This window comes from Embleya sp. NPDC001921 (assembly GCF_053594475.1).
In genome coordinates this window covers 67,336-84,617 of the sequence record NZ_JBSFEO010000051.1, presented here as the reverse complement: position 1 = coordinate 84,617, position 17,282 = coordinate 67,336, and the positions used below count along the sequence as shown (strand labels likewise).

Below are 17,282 nucleotides of genomic sequence, written 5' to 3'. Positions count from 1 at the left end.
ATAAAAACACCCAACACAGAGAAAACCAAAATATAGTGCGTGATAGGGTAGTTCCGCGGTGTCCTCTCCCGTCCGCCCGGGGCGGGGCTCACACCCCGCCCGTCCGGCGCTCGAGGACAACACGGCCGCAGGCCGGGGCGTTCGTCGGGCTCCCGCTCGCCGACAGGCTTAACGCGTCGGGGGCTTCTTCCCCGTGACGCCCATGTAGACCAGCGTGGACAGCGCCGGACGGACGTCCTTCATCTTGATGTTCCAGGATTCGAAGCCCTTCTGGTGCCCCGCCACCGCCGCGAGCATCGCGACCAGGGTGCCCGCCATCGCGTTCGGGTGCACGTCGTCGCCGACCTTGCCCTTGGCCTGCATGTTCTCGATGGCCTCGGTCAGCGAACCGGTGACCGCCGTCAGGATCTTCTGGCGCACCTTGTAGAAGCGCTTGTCGCCCTCGGCGGAGGCCAGGTCGACGACGCGAAGGATCGGCTCGTAGTCCCGCCAGAAGTCGAGGAATCCGTCGGCCAGGGCCTCGGCGGCGGCGAAGCCGCCCTTGCCGGCCCAGCTCTGGTCCTCGGCGAGAGTCTTCAGACGCTGGCCGTCCTTGGCCATGTCGTTCGCGATCTCGAGGATCGCACTCTCGACGTCCTGAAAGTACTGGTAGAAGGTGGCGGGAGAGGTGCCTGCCATACGGGCGACGTCGATGACCTTGACGTCCCGGTACGGAGACGTGTCGAGCATCTCGCGGAGGCAGTCGAGCAGCTTTTGCCGCGTCGCCTGTCCGCGTCGCCCGGCGACGCGGCCGTCGACGGTGCGAACTTGTCCTGTCATGCCGTCAGTTTACGGGCGCATGATCGGTTTCGCTGTCCGCCGCACGGAGGAAAGCGGGCATTTCCCCGCCGCCGTGCATGAGCAGTTCCGCTCCGCTGACGTACCGTGACATCGGCGACGCGAGGAACAGGCAAACGTCCGCGACGTCCGACGGATCCGCCATCCGACCGAGTGGAATCGTGTCCGCGACGCGCTGCACGCCCGCCTCGTCCCCGTAGTGCAGGTGGGCCTGTTCGGTCCGAACCAGGCCCACGATCACCGAGTTGAGTCGGATCCTGGGAGCCCACTCGACGGCGAGCGATCGGGTGAGCGAATTCATCCCGGCCTTCGCCGCGCCGTAGGCCGCGGTGCCCGGCGAAGGGCGCACGCCGCTCACGCTGGAGATGTTCACGATCACCCCGCCGGTTTCTTGACGGTGCATCAAGCGGTGGGCGGCCTGGGCGAAATAGAGCGGACCGAGCAGGTTCAGCTCGATGATCGCCTTGGAGAACCGGGGCGACGCGGTGGCCGCGTCGGTCTGCGGCGCGCCGCCCGCGTTGTTCACCAGCACGTCCAGTCGACCGAAGCGCTCCTCGACGAACTGCACTGCGGCGAAGGCCGTGTCGGGGTCGCGCACGTCGGCGGGGGTGTACGCCGCGGTGCGTCCGCCGGCGCTCGGCAGCGTCTCCGGTTCGCGCCGCGAGCAGACCACGACGTCGGCGCCGGCGGCCAGGAAGCGCTCGCTGATGCCCCGTCCGATCCCCTTGCCGCCACCGGTGACGAGAACGACGCGTCCGCTCATGTCGAGCGGGTTGGGGGAGGACGTCATGGCCTGCTCCTGACGGGCTGCGGTGTCGTGGGCGCCACGCTCGGTCCGTCTGGCGTGGGTCGCTCGGGGTCAACTATGGTGGCAGAAATCTGACGATCAGTCAGATCGGGTGGTGATGTGCCTCTCACGACCGGACGGCCGCGTCGGCCGCACCCGCCGGTACACGGGTACGTGATCAGCCGATCCGACGCACGCGGCCGAATGGATCTGGTTGCCATGGCTATCCGTTACGAGGTGCGTGAGGGCATTGCCGAGGTGGTGCTGGACGCACCCCCCGTCAACGCGCTCACCGTCGCCGGCTGGTTCGAGCTCGCGGACCGACTCCGCGACGCGAGCCGCGACCCGCAGGTCCGGGCCGTGGTGCTCCGGGCCGAAGGGCGCGGCTTCAACGCCGGCGTCGACATCAAGGAAATGTCGAACACCGAGGGCTTCGACGCGCTGGTCGCGGCCAACAAGGGCTGCTTCGACGCGTTCGCGGCCGTGTACGACTGCGAGGTGCCCGTGATCGCGGCGGTGCACGGCTTCTGCGTGGGAGGCGGGATCGGGCTGGTCGGCAACGCGGACATCATCGTCGCGTCGCACGACGCGTTCTTCGGCCTGCCCGAGGTGGACCGGGGCGCGCTCGGCGCGGCCACCCACCTGGCTCGCCTGGTCCCGCAGCACCGGATGCGACAGATGGTGTACACGTCGGAGAACGCCCCCGCGGCGGAACTGCACGCGTACGGCTCGATCTACAAGCTGGTCGACCGGGACAAGCTGGTCGAGACCGCGTTCGAGGTGGCTCGGGCCATCGCCGCGAAGAGCCCGACCGTCATCCGCGCCGCGAAGGCGTCGCTGAACGGCATCGACCCGGTCGACGTCAAGCGCTCGTACCGCTACGAGCAGGGCTTCACGTTCGAACTGAACCTGACCGGTGTGTCGGACGAACTGCGCGACGCCTTCACCGAGGGTCGCGAGGCCGACACCTCCAAGTGACCGCCACGACCCCTTGCCGGGGGTCCGGGGGTTGTCCCCCGGGTGAGCACGGTACCGAGGGTCGCGAAGCGGACACCTCGAAGTAGATACGGGAGCAACCATCCATGGCTGACAAGCGCATGACGCCCGATCAGGTCGTCGCACAGCTCTCCGACGGGATGACCGTCGGCATCGGCGGCTGGGGCTCGCGGCGCAAGCCGATGGCCCTGGTCCGGGCCATCCTGCGGTCCGACCTCAAAGACCTGACGGTCGTCTCGTACGGCGGTCCCGACGTGGGTCTGCTGGCCCGCGCGGGCAAGGCGAGCAAGCTCGTCTACGCCTTCGTGTCGCTCGACTCGATCCCGCTGGAGCCCAACTTCCGCCACGTCCGGGAGAACGGCCTGGTCGAGGCGGTCGAGTACGACGAGGGCATGTTCCTCACCGGCCTGCGCGCCGCTGCCCAGCGGCTGCCGTTCCTGCCCACCCGGGCGGGCCTGGGCTCGGACATCCTGAAGGTCTCGCCGCACCTGAGGACGATCGAATCGCCGTACGGCGACGAGACGTTGGTCGCGATGCCCGCGCTGAACCTGGACGTCGCGCTGATCCACGCGAACGTCGCCGACGAGCGCGGCAACGCCGCGCTGACCGGCCCCGACCAGTTCATGGACGACCTGTTCTGCCTCGCGGCCGAGAAGGCGTACGTCTCGGCCGAGCGCGTGGTGCCCAGCGAGGAGCTGCTCAAGGCGGCCGGCTGTGTGCACACGCTGACCGTGCACCGCTACATGACGCACGGTGTGGTCGAGGCGCCGAACGGCGCGCACTTCACCGAGTGTCCGCCGGAGTACGGCCGGGACGAGGCGTTCCAGAAGGCGTACGTCACCGCTGCCGCCGACCCGGAGGCGTGGGCCGCGTTCGAGCGGCGATTCCTCGAGGTGGAGAACGAAGCGGCATATCAGGCCGCCGTCGCGGAGTTCCAGAAGGAGACGGCCAAGTGAGCACCGAGACCCTGATCGAGGCCACCCGGGCCGACGTGTGCGTCGCGGCCGTCGCGGACTGCTTCCGCGGCGACGGCGAGATCATCGGCAGCCCGATGGGCGCCGTGCCCACGATCGGCGCCCGGTTGGCCCGCGCGACGTTCGAACCGGACCTGATGCTCTCCAACGGCGAGTCGTACTTCTTCGAGGGCGACGCCCGACTGGGCGCCACGCCGGACGAGTTCGCCGTCGTCGGCTGGATTCCCTACCGCCAGGTGCTGGACGTGCTCGCCTCCGGTCGGCGGCACGTGATGATGGGCCCGGTGCAGATCGACCGGCACGGCAACGCCAACATCTCCGCGATCGGCGACTGGGCCAAGCCCAAGCGCCAGGTGCTCGGATCGCGCGGCGGGCCGGGCAACACGATCAACCACACCACCAGCTACTGGATCCCCAAACACTCGGCGCGCGTGCTCACGCCGAAGGTGGACATGGTCTCCTGCGTCGGCTACGACCGGGCCGCCGAGGTGGGCTCCGCCGGGCGCTTCCACGAGGTCCGACGGGTCGTCACCAACCTGTGCGTGCTCGACTTCGAGACCGACGCGAAGGTCATGCGGCTGCGCTCGGTGCACCCCGGCGTCAGCGTCGAGGAGGTCGTCGAGGCGACCGGCTTCGAGCTGGTGATCCCGAGCGAGGTGCCCACCTCGCGGGTGCCCACGGACGAGGAGCTGCGGATCGTGCGGGACGTGCTCGACCCGCGCGGGATGCGCACGCGCGAGGTGCCGGCGTGAGCGCCGCGGCCGGCACGCACCCGGCGCTGCGCAACGCGTTCACCGAGAGGTTCGGCGTCGACTTCCCCATCGTGCAGACCGGCATGGGGTACGTGTCCTACCCCCAACTGGTCGCGGCCACCGCCGAGGCGGGCGGGCTGGGCATCCTGGCGTCGGCCACGATGACCTACGAGGAGCTGGTCGCGGCGATCGCGGCGGTCAAGCGGAGCACCGCCAAGTCGTTCGCGGTCAACCTGCGCGCGGACGCGCCGGACGCGGCCGAGCGGATCGACCTGATGGGCCGTGAGGGCGTCAGGGTCGCCTCGTTCGCGCAGGCCCCGAAGAAGGACCTGATCAAGCGGGCGCACGACCTGGGCATGCTCGTGGTGCCCTCGATCGGCGCCAAGCGGCACGCGCAGAAGGTCGCCGAATGGGGCGTCGACGGTGTGATCGTGCAGGGCGGCGAGGGCGGCGGGCACACCGGCTCGATCCCGACCACGCTGCTGCTGCCGCAGGTCACCGACGTCCTGCGGGGCAGCGGCGTCACCGTGATCGCGGCCGGCGGCTTCTTCGACGGGCGCGGCCTGGTCGCCGCGCTGGCGTACGGCGCGGACGCGATCGCGATGGGCACCCGCTTCCTGCTCACCTCGGACAGCCCGGTGGGGCACGCGGTCAAGGACGTCTACCTGGCCACCGACGTCAACGGCACGATCGTGTCCAAGGAGGTCGACGGCGTCCCGCACCGGGTGCTGGCGACCGACTTCGTCAAGCGGCTCGAACAGCGCTCGGTGCTCGCCCGCTATCCGCGCTCGATCGCCAACGCGGTGCGGTTCCAAAAGCTCAGCGGGACCAGGCTCACCGACATGGTCCGCGAGGGCCTGGCGATGAAGAAGTCGCAAGGGCTGAGCTGGCCGCAGGTGTTGATGGCGGCGAACACCCCGATGCTGCTCAAGGCCGCGATGGTGGACGGCCGTCCGGACCTGGGCGTGATGGCCTCGGGCCAGGTCGTCGGCGTGATCGAGGACCTGCCCTCGTGCGCCGAACTGATCACCCGGATCGTCGAGCAGGCGAGCGGGATCCTGCACGAGCTGGAGTCCACCCGGGTCTGACCGCCCTCCCGCCTCCCGCGAACGCCGGCATCGCCCCACCCGGGCGGTGCCGGCGTCGTGTTCGCACGGTGTCCGCGCCCACCCGGGGGTGGGTCTGGACCCACCCCGGATCGGGGTCCCGGCGCAGTGTTCCGCGAACGTCGCGCCGACAGACTCGAACTGTCAGCGGGACACGCAGTGGAACACGAGGGGACCTGACAATGGCCAAGCAGCCGGCGACCGTTCGCGTCGCACGATGGAGCGCCACCCACCCGTGGCGGGCGATCACCATGTGGATCGCGTTCGTCGCCATCTGCCTGGTCGTCGGGGGCCTGGCGGGGACCGAGAAGACCACCGACGCGGACATGGGCAACGGCCAGTCCGGCCGGGCCGACGAGATCTCCCGGCAGTACGGCCTGGACGCCGCCGCGAGCGAGAACGTGCTGATCACCGCGAAGAACGGCACGCTGGACCGGGCCGCGGCCGACAAGGTCGCCGCCGAGGTCACCGCGAAGCTTCGGGCGCTGCCCGAGGTCGCCGACGTCGCCGCGCCGATCCCGGCCGAGAACGGTCGCGCGCTGCTGGTCCCGCTCACCATGAAGGGGTCGGCGGACAAGGCCCAGGACCACATCGACCCGTTGCTCAAGGCGACCGCGAGCGTCCAGAAGGCGCATCCGGACCTGCGGGTGGAGGAGATCGGCGACGCGTCGATCGGCAAGGGCATCCAGGACCAGATCGGCAAGGACCTCGGTCAGGCCGAACTGTTCAGCCTGCCGGTGACGCTGGTCATCCTGATGGTCGCGTTCGGCGCGATGATCGCCGCCGCGGTGCCGGTGCTGCTGGCCATCTCCGCGGTCGGCGCCTCGATCGGCCTGTACGGCCTCGCCTCCTCGGTCTTCCCCGACTCGGGCACCGTCTCCAGCGTGATCATGATGATGGGCATGGCGGTCGGCGTCGACTACTCGCTCTTCTACGTCAAGCGTGAGCGGGAGGAGCGGGCCAAGGGCCGCGGCCGGATCGACGCGATCGAGATCGCCGCCGCCACCTCCGGGCACGCCGTGGTGGTCTCCGCGATCGCGGTGGCCGTCTCGATGGCCGGCATGTACATCGCCGACGACGCGGTCTTCTCCAGCCTGGCCACCGGCGGCATCATCGTGGTCGCGGTCGCCATGATCGGTTCGCTCACCGTGCTGCCCGCGCTGCTGGCCAAGCTGGGCAACCGGATCGACCGGCCCCGGATCCCGATCCTGTGGCGGCTGACCGCCCGCGAGGACCGCGAGCCGCGGGTGTGGAAGGCGCTGCTGCGCCCCGCGCTGAACCACCCCGCCATCACCCTCGCGGTGTCGGTGATCGCCCTGGGCGCGCTGGCCCTGCCCGCCTTCGGGATGAAGCTGCAGAACACCTCCAGCGACGACTTCCCGCGCTCGATGTCCACGATGCAGACCTACGACCGGATGACCGAGGCCTACCCGAGCAAGCACAGCCCGTACAACCTGGTCGCGCTGGCTCCGGTCGGCAAGGAGAAGGAGACCCGTGCCGCGCTGGACCGGGCGGTCGCGCAGACCCGGAACAACCCGCTGTTCACCCAGGACCCGGTCGAGGTGCTGGTCTCGAAGGACGGGCGCGCGTTCAAGGTGGACGTGACCGTGCCGCACATCTCCAGCTCGACGCAGGCCAAGGCGGCGCTGAAGCAACTGCGCGAGAGCGTGCTGCCGGACACCGTCGGCAAGGTTTCCGGCGCCGAGTTCGCGGTCTCCGGCGAGACGGCCGCGAACAAGGACTTCGCCGACCACGTGCAGGACAAGCTGCCGCTGGTGATCGCGTTCGTGCTGCTGCTGACCTTCGTGATGATGTCGGTGACGTTCCGCTCGGTGGTCGTGGCGCTCACCGCGATCGGGATCAACCTGCTCTCCGCGCTGGCCTCCTTCGGCTTCCTGGTCGTGGTCTTCCAGCACACCTGGGCCGAGGGGATCCTGGACTTCAACTCCAGCGGCGCGATCATCTCCTGGCTGCCGCTGTTCCTGTTCGTGGTGCTGTTCGGCCTGTCGATGGACTACCACGTCTTCGTGGTCAGCCGGATCCGCGAGGCGGCCATGCAGGGCATGTCCACCAAGGCCGCGGTCGAGAGGGGCATCACCAGCTCGGCCGGCGTGATCACCAGCGCGGCGATCGTGATGGTCTCGGTGTTCGTGGTCTTCGGCACGCTGAGCATGCTGGACATGAAGCAGATGGGCATCGGCCTGGCCGCCGCGGTCCTGATCGACGCGATCGTGGTCCGCATCGTGATCCTGCCCTCGCTGATGACCCTGCTGGGCCGGGCCAACTGGTGGCCCAGCCGCATCCCCCGGGTGCACGCCCCGCAGCACGCGGCGCCGCAGCACCCGGCCGAGTACGAGCCGCACGTGTACCAGCGGCAGATCTGACCCGGAGCGACCCCCGCGAACGCCGAAGGGCGCGACCACCGAACCCGGTGGTCGCGCCCTTCGGCGTTTCGCGTCGCGCGATCCGACGCCGGGTCAGCCCAGGCGTTCGATGATCATGGCGTTGGCCTGGCCGCCGCCCTCGCACATGGTCTGCAGGCCGTAGCGGCCGCCGGTGCGCTCCAGGTGGTGCAGGAGCGTGGTCATCAGGCGGGCGCCGGTGGCGCCGAGCGGGTGGCCCAGGGCGATGGCGCCGCCGTTGGGGTTGACCTTCTCGTGCGGGGCCTTGATGTCCTTCATCCAGGACAGCACGACCGGGGCGAACGCCTCGTTGATCTCGACCGCGTCGATGTCGTCGATGCCCAGGCCGGACTTGGCGAACGCGTACTCGGTGGCCGGGATCGGCGCGGAGAGCATCTCGATCGGGGACGCGCCGCGCACGCTCATGTGGTGGACCCGGGCGCGCGGGGTGAGGCCGTACCGCTTCAGCGCGCCCTCGGAGACGATCAGCAGCGCCGCCGCCCCGTCGGAGATCTGCGACGCGACGGCGGCGGTCATCCGGCCGCCCTCCATCAGCACCTTCAACTCCGCCATCTTCTCCAAGGTGGTGCCCCGGCGCGGCGGCTCGTCGACCGAGACCAGCGTGCCGTCCACGTCGATCGGCGCGATCTCGCGCTCGAAGAAGCCGCTGTCGATCGCGTGCAGGGCGCGCTCGTGCGAAGCGAGCGCGAAGCGCTCCATCTCCTCGCGGGAGATGTCCCACCGCTTCGCGATCAGTTCGGCGCCGTGGAACTGGTCGACCGGCTCGTCGCCGTAGCGCGCCACCCAGCCCTTGGAGCCGGAGAACGGGTCGGAGAAGCCGAGCGGCACGGCCGAGGTCATCGCCGAGCCGATCGGGATCTGGTTCATGTTCTGCACGCCACCGGCGATGACCACGTCCTGCGTCCCGGACATCACGCCCTGTGCCGCGAAGTGGATCGCCTGCTGGGAGGAGCCGCACTGCCGGTCGATGGTGACCCCGGGCACCGCCTCGCTGTAGCCCGCCGCGAGCCACGCGGTGCGCGCGATGTCGCCCGCCTGCGGGCCGATCGTGTCGACACAGCCGAACACCACGTCCTCGACCACGTCCGGGTCGATCCCGCTGCGCTCGACCAGCGCCTTGATCGCGTGCGCGCCCAGGTCGGCCGGGTGCACCCCGGCCAGGCTGCCCTTCTTGCGACCGACCGGCGTACGGACCGCGTCGACGATGTATGCCTCGGCCACTGGGGCCCCCTTTGATCCTCGTGTGTTCGGCCGGCGATCGCGCTCGCACCCCGGTGGGCCGAAAAGCCCGCCCGCGTGTCCGATCGCACGCCGCTTACGGTGTCGCCACACCGCGTGCAACAGCTAACCTGACGACCCGTCAGTTATGCTACCCGTGTCCGACCGGGTTTCGACCTGTGTGTCCTCGGTCTCACACCCGTCGAGGGAGTCGCCCAGTGGATCTCGAATTCACCGAGCAGGAGCAGGAGTTCCGCCGGGAGGTGCGCGCTTGGCTGGCCGCCAACGTGCCCGCCGAGCCACTGCCGTCGATGGACACGCGGGAGGGCTTCACGGCCCACCAGGCGTGGGAGCGCAAGCTCTTCGACGCGCGCTGGGCGGTGGTGTCCTGGCCGAAGGAGTACGGCGGGCGCGAGGCCGGCCTGACCGAATGGCTGATCTTCGAGGAGGAGTACTACCGCGCGGGCGCCCCCGGCCGGGTCAGCCAGAACGGCATCTTCCTGTTCGCGCCGACCGTCTTCGAGTTCGGCAGCAGGGAGCAGCAGAACCGCTACCTGCCGAAGATGGCCTCCGGCGAGGAGATCTGGGTCCAGGGCTGGTCCGAGCCGGAGGCCGGCTCCGACCTGGCCAACGTGCGCTCGCGCGCCGACCGGGACGACGAGCGCGGCGGGTGGCTGCTGAACGGGCAGAAGATCTGGAGCTCGCGCGGCACCTACGGACACCGCCTGTTCGGCCTGTTCCGCACCGATCCCGACGCGCAGCGCCACCGCGGCCTGACCTACTTCATGGTCGACCTCGCCGCCGAGGGCGTGACCGTGCGGCCGATCCCGCAACTGGACGGGGAGCCCGGCTTCGCCGAGGTCTTCCTGGACGACGTCTTCGTGCCCGACGCCGACGTGCTCGGCGGGGTGAACGAGGGCTGGAAGATCATGATCGCCACCACCGGCAGCGAGCGCGGGCTCAACCTGCGCAGCCCCGGCCGCTTCGTGGCGCCGGCGAACCGGCTGCTGGACCTGTACCGGCGGGACCCGCGCCCGGCCGAGCGGGACGCGGTGGTGCGCGCGTGGATGGACGCCGAGGCGTACCGGCTGTTCACCTTCGGCACCGTCACCAAGCTTCAGGCGGGCGGCGCGATCGGCGCGGACTCCTCGATCAACAAGGTCTTCTGGTCCGAGATGGACGTCGAGCTGCACGCGACCGCGCTGCGCCTGCTCGGCGAGGCGGGCGAGCTGGACGACGGCGACGGCGGCTGGCTGGACGGCTTCCTGTTCGCGCTCGGCGGGCCGATCTACGCCGGCACCAACGAGATCCAGCGGAACACGATCGCCGAACGCATCCTCGGCCTGCCCCGAGCGAAGTAGAAGGATTCCGACGATGCGCCTCGCATACACCGAAGACCAGGAACTGTTCCGCGACACGGTCCGCGAATTCCTCGCCGACCGGTGCACCACCGCACACGTACGCGCCGCGTGGGACGCCGACAGCGCGATCTCCGAGCGCTGGGCCGAACTCGCCAAGGTCGGCGTGACCGGCATCGTGGTCCCCGAGGAGTACGACGGCCTGGGCATGGGCGACGAGGAACTCGCCGCCGTGCTGGTCGAGACCGGCTACGCGGCGCTGCCCGAACCGCTGCTGGAATCGGCGGTGGCGGTCGGCCTGCTCGCCGAGTTCGCCCCCGACGCCGGATGGTTGGCGAAGATCGCGGCCGGGCGGGCCACCGCGTCGGTGCTGCTGCCGGGGCAGCGGCTCGCGGTCGAGGCCGCGGCGGCCGACCTGCTGGTGATCGGGCTGGACAACGGCGAGCTGCACGTGGTCGAGCCGGGCGACTGCGAGCTCACCGCACACCGCTCGGTCGACCGCAGCCGCAAGCTGCACACCGTCGCGTTCCGGCCGACCGACAAGACCCTGGTGGCCTCCGGCGCCCATCGGGCGCTGGCTCGCGCGGCGAACCGCGGTGCGCTCGGCGCGGCGGCACAACTGCTCGGCCTGACCCGACGGATGTTGGACATGACGGTGGACTACGCCAAGCAGCGGGTCCAGCGCGGCGTGCTGATCGGCACCCACCAGTCGGTCCAGCACCACCTGGCCAACGTGCTGATCAGGCTGGAGTTCGCCCGCCCGGTGGTGCTGCGCGCGGCCTACTCGCTCGCCCGCGACCTGCCCTCGGCGGACCGCGACGTGTCGATGGCGAAGATCTACGCGAGCGAGGCGGCCGACCTCGCGGCCCGCAACTGCCTCCAGGTGCACGGCGCGATCGGCTACACCGAGGAGCACGACCTCCAGCTCTTCATGAAGCGCGCGTGGGCGCTGGGCGGCGCGTGGGGCGACACGGGCGCACACCGCGACCGGGTCGCGACGGACCTGCTGGGGGCGGCGCCGGCGCCGACCACGCCGACGTTCTGAGCTTCGCGGCTTCGTGGGCCCACGGCCTTTGGGCCCACGGCTTTCCGAGCACGACGGCTTTCCGGCCCCATGGCCTGCCGAGCACCACGGACCTTGCGAGCCCCACAGCCCGACGACGCAACAGGGCGGCCGTCGTCCGGCCGAGCCCCCGACCCGCGCGAGCGGGTCGGGGGGCCTCGGCGCGTCCTCAGCGGACCCGGTACTCCTTGCTGCGGGTCCGGAACAGGCCGGCCTGCTCGGACCAGTCCAGGTTGCCCAGTTCGATCATGTGCGGGGCCATGGTGAGCGCCTGTGCGCGGGTCAGGTCGCGGGCGGCCCAGATCGAGCGGACCGAGCCCTGTACGCCGTGCGGCGGGTAGGAGGCGATCGTCTCGGCGGCCCAGCGTGCGGTGTCCAGGAGTTCGGCGGCGGGCACCACCTGCGACACCAGCCCCGTCTCGTAGGCGCGCTTGGCGCTCATCCGCTCCGCGTTGCCCAGCAGGGTGAGCCGCATGACCTCGCCCAGCGGCATGCGCTGGGCCAGGTGCATCGACTCGAACCCGGACACCATGCCGTACGTGGTGTGCGGGTCGAAGAAGGTCGCCTCCTCCGCCGCGATCACGAACTCGCACTCGCCGAGCAGGTAGAACGCGCCGCCGCAGGCCATCCCGTTGACCGCGATGACGACCGGCTTCCACAGGTCGGAGAACTTCGGTCCGATCCTGAGCATCGGGTCGTCCATCATGTACGGCGACGACGGCTGCGGGATGTCCACGCCCCGGTCGATGCCGGTACAGAACGCCTTGTCGCCCGCGCCGGTGAGCACCACGCAGCGCACGTCGTCGTCGTGGCGCAGCTCACGCCACACGCTGTGCAGCTCGTCGATCATCGTGACGTCGAACGCGTTGTGCCGGTCCGGGCGGTTCAACGTCACCCACGCGACACCGTTCTCCTGCTCGTAGCCCAGCGTCTCGAACTTGCGCATGCCTCAGCCCTCAATCATCGGTGACCACCACGTCGCGGTGGTCTGCGTCTCGATCGCCGTGATGCCGCTTCCCTCGCCGCCATGATCTGACGTACCGTCAGGTTCAATCAACCTCTGGCCTCACCGGGAGCGATCATGCAAGGGGACCTTGAGTGGGGGAGCATCCCTGCCCTCGTGGACAGCGCGGCGGACCGCTTCGGTGACCGTGAGGCCGTGGTGGACGGCAATGTACGGGTCGGCTACGCCGAACTGCGGGACCGCGTCCGGCGTGCCGCGGCGGCGGTTGTCGCGGCGGGCGTGGACAAGGGCGACCGGGTCGGCATCTGGGCGCCGAACTCGCTGGACTGGATCGTGTCCGCGCTCGGCGCGTTGACCGCGGGCGCGGTCGTGGTGCCGATGAACACCCGGTACAAGGGCGCCGAGGCCAAGTTCGTGCTGGCCAAGACGCACGCCAAGCTGCTGTTCGTCTCGGGCACCTTCCTCGGTTCGTCCTATGTCGGGATGCTCCGTCAGGCGGCCGGCGGCGCGGCCGAGGGCCGGGCCTTCGCGGACCTGCCCGAGCTGGGCCGGGTGGTCGTGCTCGCGGACACCGCGCCGGACGACTGCGTCGCGTGGGCGGACTTCCTGGCCGGCGGCGAGCGCGTCACCGCCGCCGAGGTGGACGCCCGCAAGGCGAGCGTCGGCGCGGACGACATCGGCGACATCATCTTCACCTCCGGCACCACCGGGCAGCCCAAGGGCGTGATGACCACCCAGGCGCAGACGCTGCGCGTGTTCGACACGTGGGCGTCGGTGGTCGGCCTCGTCGAGGGCGACAGGTACCTCATCGTCAGCCCGTTCTTCCACACCTTCGGGTACAAGGCCGGGATCGTCGCGAGCCTGATCAAGGGCGCCACGATGATCCCGCAGGCGGTCTTCGACCTGGACGCCACGATGGCGGTGATCCAGCAGGAGAAGGTCACCGTGCTGCCGGGCGCGCCGACGATCTACACGTCGCTCCTGGACGCGGTGGCGCGCGAGGGGGCGGGCAAGTACGACCTGTCCTCGCTGCGTCTGGCCGTCACCGGCGCGGCGGCGGTGCCGCTGTCCCTGGTCACCCGGATGGCCGAGGAACTGGGCTTCGACTCGGTGCTCACCGCGTACGGGCTGACCGAGTCGTGCGGTACGGCCACCATGTGCCGGCAGGGCGACTCGGCCGAGGTCATCTCGTCCACGTCCGGCCGGGCCATCCCCGGGGTCGAGGTGGTCACCGTGGACGCGGACGGCAAGCCGACCGCCGTCGGCGAGTCCGGCGAGGTGTGGGTGCGCGGTTACAACGTGATGAAGGGCTACTTCGAGGACCCGGAGGAGACCGCCAAGGCGATCGACGCGGACGGCTGGCTGCACACGGGCGACGTGGGTGTGCTGGACGGGCACGGCAACCTGCGGATCACCGACCGGATCAAGGACATGTTCATCGTCGGCGGCTTCAACGCCTACCCGGCGGAGATCGAGTCGGTGCTCGCGGGGCACCCGGCGGTCTCGGAGGCCGCGGTGGTGGGCGTTCCGGACGCGCGGATGGGTGAGGTGGGCAAGGCGTACCTGCTGCTGCGGCCGGGGGCACAGGTCACGGCCGAGGAGGTCATCGCGTTCTGCCGGCAGGAGATGGCGAACTACAAGGTGCCTCGGGCGGTCGAGTTCGTCACCGAGCTGCCTCGGAACCCGGGCGGGAAGGTGTTGAAGTTCGAGCTTCGGGCGCGGGCTGCGGAGGAGGCGGTTCGCCGCTGACGCGGGGTGGGGTTTTGGCCTCAAGCGCCGGCCGGGCTGTTTGGCCTCAAGCGCCGGCCGGGCTGGGGGGACCTGGCCTTCGGCCGAGGTGGCCTCAAGCGCCGGCCGGGCTGTTTGGCCTCAAGCGCCGGCCGGGCTGATTTGGCCGCGCTGTGTTGGCCCGGTCGAATTGGGCGGGTCGGATCGGCGGGGTTACTTGCCGTCGAATTCGGCCGGCTTGCGGGCTGCCTTGGCTGTGTAGCCGGCTGTCGAGTCTTCGGAGACCAGGGTCAGGGCCGCGGACATGGCGGTGAGGCCCAGGGCCGCGTCGAGGTTGGCGTCGGCGAAGGTGTCGATGCTGCGCTTGATGCCCTGGACGGCGAGCGGGGCGTTGGCGGCCACCTCTTCGGCCAGGGCGCGGGCGGTGCGGTCCAGGTCTGCCACCGGGACCACCTCCTGGACCAGGTTCAGGCGTTCGGCCAGGGCGGCGTCGATGCGGCGGCCGGTCAGGGACAGGAGTTTGGCCCAGCCCGCGCCCGCCTCGCGGGCGATGCGGATGTCGCCGCCCGCGTCCACCGCGACGCCGATCTGCGCCTCGGGCAGCGCGAACCGGGCGTCGTCGGCCGCGATCCGGATGTCCGCCATCAGTGCGAGTTCGAAGCCGAAGCCCAGGCAGTAGCCCTGGACGGCGGCGATCACCGGCTGCGGCAGCCGGGCGAAGGTGCGAAAGCGCTCGTGTACCCAGCGCAGGCCCTCGTAGTAGTTGCGGGTGCGTTCCGCGCCGGAGCGGCCGGTGATCGCACCGCCGGGCGCGGTCACGTCGATGCCCGCGCAGAACGCGCGCCCCTCGGCCCGGAGCAGCACCACGCGGACCCGTTCGTCGAAGCGGATCCGGTCGGCCATGATGCCCAACTGCCGGGTCGCCTCCCAGCTCCACGCGTTGAGCTTGTCCGGTCGACACAACGTCAGCACCGCGATGCCGGTGTCCTCCTCGACGTCGAGCCGCATTCGCACCTGGGCCTCGTCGATGCTCGGGTCGGTGGTGTTGATCACGGTCCGGTTCCTCCAGGAGCGGTACTTCGGCCTTGTCTGACGACCCGTTAGATCGGAGTATGTGACACGCGTTCGCCACAGTCCAACGATCTCCCTCGATCCCTCGGAGGCACTTTCATGGCCGCGATCCTGCCCCCGGGCACCCTGCACGTCGGCATGCAGCTGCCCATCCAGTCGCAGAGCAAGCTGTACGCGGAGGCCTGGGAGGAGACCTCGGGGCCGGACGAGCTGGGCGAGATCGCACAGGCCTGCGATCGGGCCGGCTTCGCGTACATCGCGGTCTGCGACCACACCGCGATCCCGCGCAGCCACGCCGGCGCGATGGGCACCGAATGGTGGGACACGATGACCACGCTCGGCTGGCTCGCGGGCATCACCGAGCGGATCCGGCTGATCAGTCACGTGTCGGTTCTCGCCTACCGGCACCCGATGATGTCCGCCAAGGCGTTCGCGACGCTGGACCGGATCTCCAAGGGCCGCGCGATCGTCGGCGCCGGCGCCGGACACGTCGAGGCCGAGTTCGAGATGCTCGGGGTGGACTTCAAGACCCGGGGCAAGGCGCTCAACGAGGCACTGGAACTGCTCGACCTCGCGCTGCGGGACGAGTACGTGACCTTCGCGGGCGAGCGCTGGCAGGTCAGCGACATGGGCGCGCTGCCGCGTCCGGTGCAGACCCCGCGTCCGCCGATCTGGATCGGCGGCTCGGCCGGCGCCGCGCTCAAGCGGGTGGCCAAGTACGGCGACGGCTGGCTGCCGCAGGGCAGCCCGCGCGCCACCTACCCCGATCAACTGGCCGAACTGCGGCGCTACCAGGAAGAGTTCGGTCGCGCGGACGAGCGGCTGGACATCGGCGCGATCACCGAGCTCCTGTACGTGGGCGAGGCCGGCTGGGACGTCGGCGCGAGCACCCTCACCGGCAGCCCGGACAAGCTCGCCGAGTCGCTGCGCTGGTACGGCGAGCAGGGCGCGAACCAGATCCAGGTGCGCTTCCGCAGCCGCGACCTGGCCGAGCTGCTCGACCAGATCGCCCGGTTCGCCGCCGAGGTCGCGCCGCAACTGTCCTGATCCGGGTGGCGGTCCCGGTTTTGCCGCCCGGCTGTGCCAAAGCTCTGACGTTCCATCGGTCTCGGTTCTCCGAAAGGAAGTTCGGTATGGGCAAGCTGGACGGCAGGGTGGTCCTGATCACCGGCGCGGCGCGCGGGCAGGGCGTGGTGGAGGCCCGCCTGTTCGCGGCCGAGGGCGCGCGGGTGGTACTCGCCGACATCCTCGACGAGGCGGGCGAGGCGGCGGCCGAGGAGATCGGCGACGCGGCCCGCTACGTGCACCTGGACGTGTCGGACGAGGACGACTGGCAGCGCGCGGTGGGCACCGCCGTCGACACGTTCGGCGGGCTCGACGGGCTGGTCAACAACGCCGGGATCCTGGCCTTCGACCCGATCGAGGAGATGTCCCGGGCGGCATACCTGCGAATCGTCGAGGTGAACCAGCTCGGCACGTTCCTGGGCATGAAGACCGCGCTTCCGGCGATCCGCGCGACGGACGGTCCGGGCACGATCGTGAACATCGCGTCCTACGCCGGGCTGGCCGGCATGGAGGGGCTGGTCGCGTACGCCTCCACCAAGGGCGCGGTGCTCGCGATGACCCGGGTGGCCGCGCTGGAGGCCGGACCGCGGATCCGGGTGAACGCGATCTGCCCGGGCGGCGTGCGTACGCCGATGACCAATCCGGCCGACATCGAGGGCCTGACCGTACCGACCCCGGCGCCGGGCGAGCCGGACCCGGTAAGTGAGGTGTTCGGCGGCATACCTCTGGCCCGGATCGGCGAGCCGGACGAGATCGCCTCCGCCGCGCTGTTCCTGACGAGCGCCGACAGCTCGTACATGACAGGCACCCACATCGTGGTCGACGGCGGGTGGATGGCGGGCGTGAAGCTCTTCTGAGCGGTTGCGGGAGGCCGTCGCGAGCCGTGCGGATCCGCCACTGGGATATGCCGCTGTGGCATGACTGTGGTGAGCCCCGTCTC

General features: G+C 70.4%; 15 protein-coding genes. 10 read left to right on the top strand and 5 right to left on the bottom strand.

Annotated elements, in window-relative coordinates; genetic code table 11:
- Positions 1-168 precede the first annotated feature (168 nt).
- Together ACWCPW_RS41775 and ACWCPW_RS41770 are read right to left on the bottom strand one after the other, a co-directional pair.
- Positions 169-819, bottom strand: coding sequence for a TetR/AcrR family transcriptional regulator (locus tag ACWCPW_RS41775; protein WP_449766848.1), 651 nt, complete (start codon positions 817-819; stop codon positions 169-171).
- 4 nt (positions 820-823) lie between these two features.
- On the bottom strand, positions 824-1,627 hold the full coding sequence (locus tag ACWCPW_RS41770; protein ID WP_449766847.1) for an SDR family oxidoreductase: 804 nt from the start codon (positions 1,625-1,627) through the stop codon (positions 824-826).
- A 216-nt stretch (positions 1,628-1,843) separates the two neighbouring features.
- On the opposite strand from ACWCPW_RS41770, the gene ACWCPW_RS41765 reads away from it, so the two are divergent.
- From ACWCPW_RS41765 to ACWCPW_RS41745, 5 genes are all read left to right on the top strand, one after another.
- Entirely contained in the window at positions 1,844-2,602 is a 759-nt protein-coding gene (locus tag ACWCPW_RS41765; protein ID WP_355533169.1) for an enoyl-CoA hydratase family protein, read from the top strand.
- A 104-nt stretch (positions 2,603-2,706) separates the two neighbouring features.
- Positions 2,707-3,576 carry a CoA transferase subunit A gene (locus ACWCPW_RS41760; protein WP_449766846.1) on the top strand — a complete coding sequence of 290 codons (870 nt, stop codon included), beginning with the start codon at positions 2,707-2,709 and terminating at the stop codon, positions 3,574-3,576.
- On the top strand, positions 3,573-4,346 hold the full coding sequence (locus ACWCPW_RS41755; RefSeq protein ID WP_449766845.1) for a CoA-transferase subunit beta: 774 nt from the start codon (positions 3,573-3,575) through the stop codon (positions 4,344-4,346). The genes ACWCPW_RS41760 and ACWCPW_RS41755 overlap by 4 nt, the downstream gene beginning before the upstream one ends.
- Complete coding sequence (locus ACWCPW_RS41750) at positions 4,343-5,434, top strand: NAD(P)H-dependent flavin oxidoreductase (protein ID WP_449766844.1); 1,092 nt, start codon at positions 4,343-4,345, stop codon at positions 5,432-5,434. The genes ACWCPW_RS41755 and ACWCPW_RS41750 overlap by 4 nt, the downstream gene beginning before the upstream one ends.
- Before the next feature lie 200 nt (positions 5,435-5,634).
- A complete protein-coding gene (locus ACWCPW_RS41745) occupies positions 5,635-7,836 on the top strand; it encodes an MMPL family transporter (RefSeq protein ID WP_449766843.1) in 2,202 nt (733 codons plus the stop codon).
- Positions 7,837-7,929: 93 nt separating this feature from the next.
- Here ACWCPW_RS41745 and ACWCPW_RS41740 read toward each other — a convergent pair whose 3' ends face one another.
- Positions 7,930-9,096 carry an acetyl-CoA C-acetyltransferase gene (locus ACWCPW_RS41740; protein WP_449766842.1) on the bottom strand — a complete coding sequence of 389 codons (1,167 nt, stop codon included), beginning with the start codon at positions 9,094-9,096 and terminating at the stop codon, positions 7,930-7,932.
- 215 nt (positions 9,097-9,311) lie between these two features.
- On the opposite strand from ACWCPW_RS41740, the gene ACWCPW_RS41735 reads away from it, so the two are divergent.
- Positions 9,312-10,454, top strand: coding sequence for an acyl-CoA dehydrogenase family protein (locus ACWCPW_RS41735; protein WP_449766841.1), 1,143 nt, complete (start codon positions 9,312-9,314; stop codon positions 10,452-10,454).
- A gap of 13 nt (positions 10,455-10,467) precedes the next feature.
- Positions 10,468-11,496: an acyl-CoA dehydrogenase family protein gene (locus ACWCPW_RS41730; RefSeq protein WP_449766840.1), complete on the top strand. Its 1,029-nt coding sequence runs from the start codon at positions 10,468-10,470 to the stop codon at positions 11,494-11,496.
- 187 nt (positions 11,497-11,683) lie between these two features.
- Here the strand turns inward: ACWCPW_RS41730 and ACWCPW_RS41725 are convergent, their stop codons facing one another.
- On the bottom strand, positions 11,684-12,460 hold the full coding sequence (locus ACWCPW_RS41725; protein ID WP_449766839.1) for an enoyl-CoA hydratase/isomerase family protein: 777 nt from the start codon (positions 12,458-12,460) through the stop codon (positions 11,684-11,686).
- Between the two features lie 135 nt (positions 12,461-12,595).
- Here ACWCPW_RS41725 and ACWCPW_RS41720 point away from each other — a divergent pair, with 135 nt between their 5' ends.
- Entirely contained in the window at positions 12,596-14,227 is a 1,632-nt protein-coding gene (locus ACWCPW_RS41720; protein WP_449766838.1) for a FadD3 family acyl-CoA ligase, read from the top strand.
- A 192-nt stretch (positions 14,228-14,419) separates the two neighbouring features.
- Here the strand turns inward: ACWCPW_RS41720 and ACWCPW_RS41715 are convergent, their stop codons facing one another.
- A complete protein-coding gene (locus ACWCPW_RS41715) occupies positions 14,420-15,259 on the bottom strand; it encodes an enoyl-CoA hydratase/isomerase family protein (RefSeq protein WP_449766837.1) in 840 nt (279 codons plus the stop codon).
- A 117-nt stretch (positions 15,260-15,376) separates the two neighbouring features.
- Between ACWCPW_RS41715 and ACWCPW_RS41710 the strand changes: the two genes are divergently transcribed.
- Together ACWCPW_RS41710 and ACWCPW_RS41705 are read left to right on the top strand one after the other, a co-directional pair.
- Complete coding sequence (locus ACWCPW_RS41710) at positions 15,377-16,324, top strand: TIGR03619 family F420-dependent LLM class oxidoreductase (RefSeq protein ID WP_449766836.1); 948 nt, start codon at positions 15,377-15,379, stop codon at positions 16,322-16,324.
- 86 nt (positions 16,325-16,410) lie between these two features.
- Positions 16,411-17,199 carry a glucose 1-dehydrogenase gene (locus ACWCPW_RS41705; RefSeq protein ID WP_449766835.1) on the top strand — a complete coding sequence of 263 codons (789 nt, stop codon included), beginning with the start codon at positions 16,411-16,413 and terminating at the stop codon, positions 17,197-17,199.
- The last annotated feature ends 83 nt before the right edge of the window (positions 17,200-17,282 follow it).

Coding starts and splice junctions, on each gene's coding strand:
- ACWCPW_RS41775 (WP_449766848.1), bottom strand. CDS start 819: ATGACAGGACAAGTTCGCACCGTCGACGGCCGCGTCGCCGGGCGACGC.
- ACWCPW_RS41770 (WP_449766847.1), bottom strand. CDS start 1,627: ATGACGTCCTCCCCCAACCCGCTCGACATGAGCGGACGCGTCGTTCTC.
- ACWCPW_RS41765 (WP_355533169.1), top strand. CDS start 1,844: ATGGCTATCCGTTACGAGGTGCGTGAGGGCATTGCCGAGGTGGTGCTG.
- ACWCPW_RS41760 (WP_449766846.1), top strand. CDS start 2,707: ATGGCTGACAAGCGCATGACGCCCGATCAGGTCGTCGCACAGCTCTCC.
- ACWCPW_RS41745 (WP_449766843.1), top strand. CDS start 5,635: ATGGCCAAGCAGCCGGCGACCGTTCGCGTCGCACGATGGAGCGCCACC.
- ACWCPW_RS41730 (WP_449766840.1), top strand. CDS start 10,468: ATGCGCCTCGCATACACCGAAGACCAGGAACTGTTCCGCGACACGGTC.
- ACWCPW_RS41725 (WP_449766839.1), bottom strand. CDS start 12,460: ATGCGCAAGTTCGAGACGCTGGGCTACGAGCAGGAGAACGGTGTCGCG.
- ACWCPW_RS41720 (WP_449766838.1), top strand. CDS start 12,596: ATGCAAGGGGACCTTGAGTGGGGGAGCATCCCTGCCCTCGTGGACAGC.
- ACWCPW_RS41710 (WP_449766836.1), top strand. CDS start 15,377: ATGGCCGCGATCCTGCCCCCGGGCACCCTGCACGTCGGCATGCAGCTG.
- ACWCPW_RS41705 (WP_449766835.1), top strand. CDS start 16,411: ATGGGCAAGCTGGACGGCAGGGTGGTCCTGATCACCGGCGCGGCGCGC.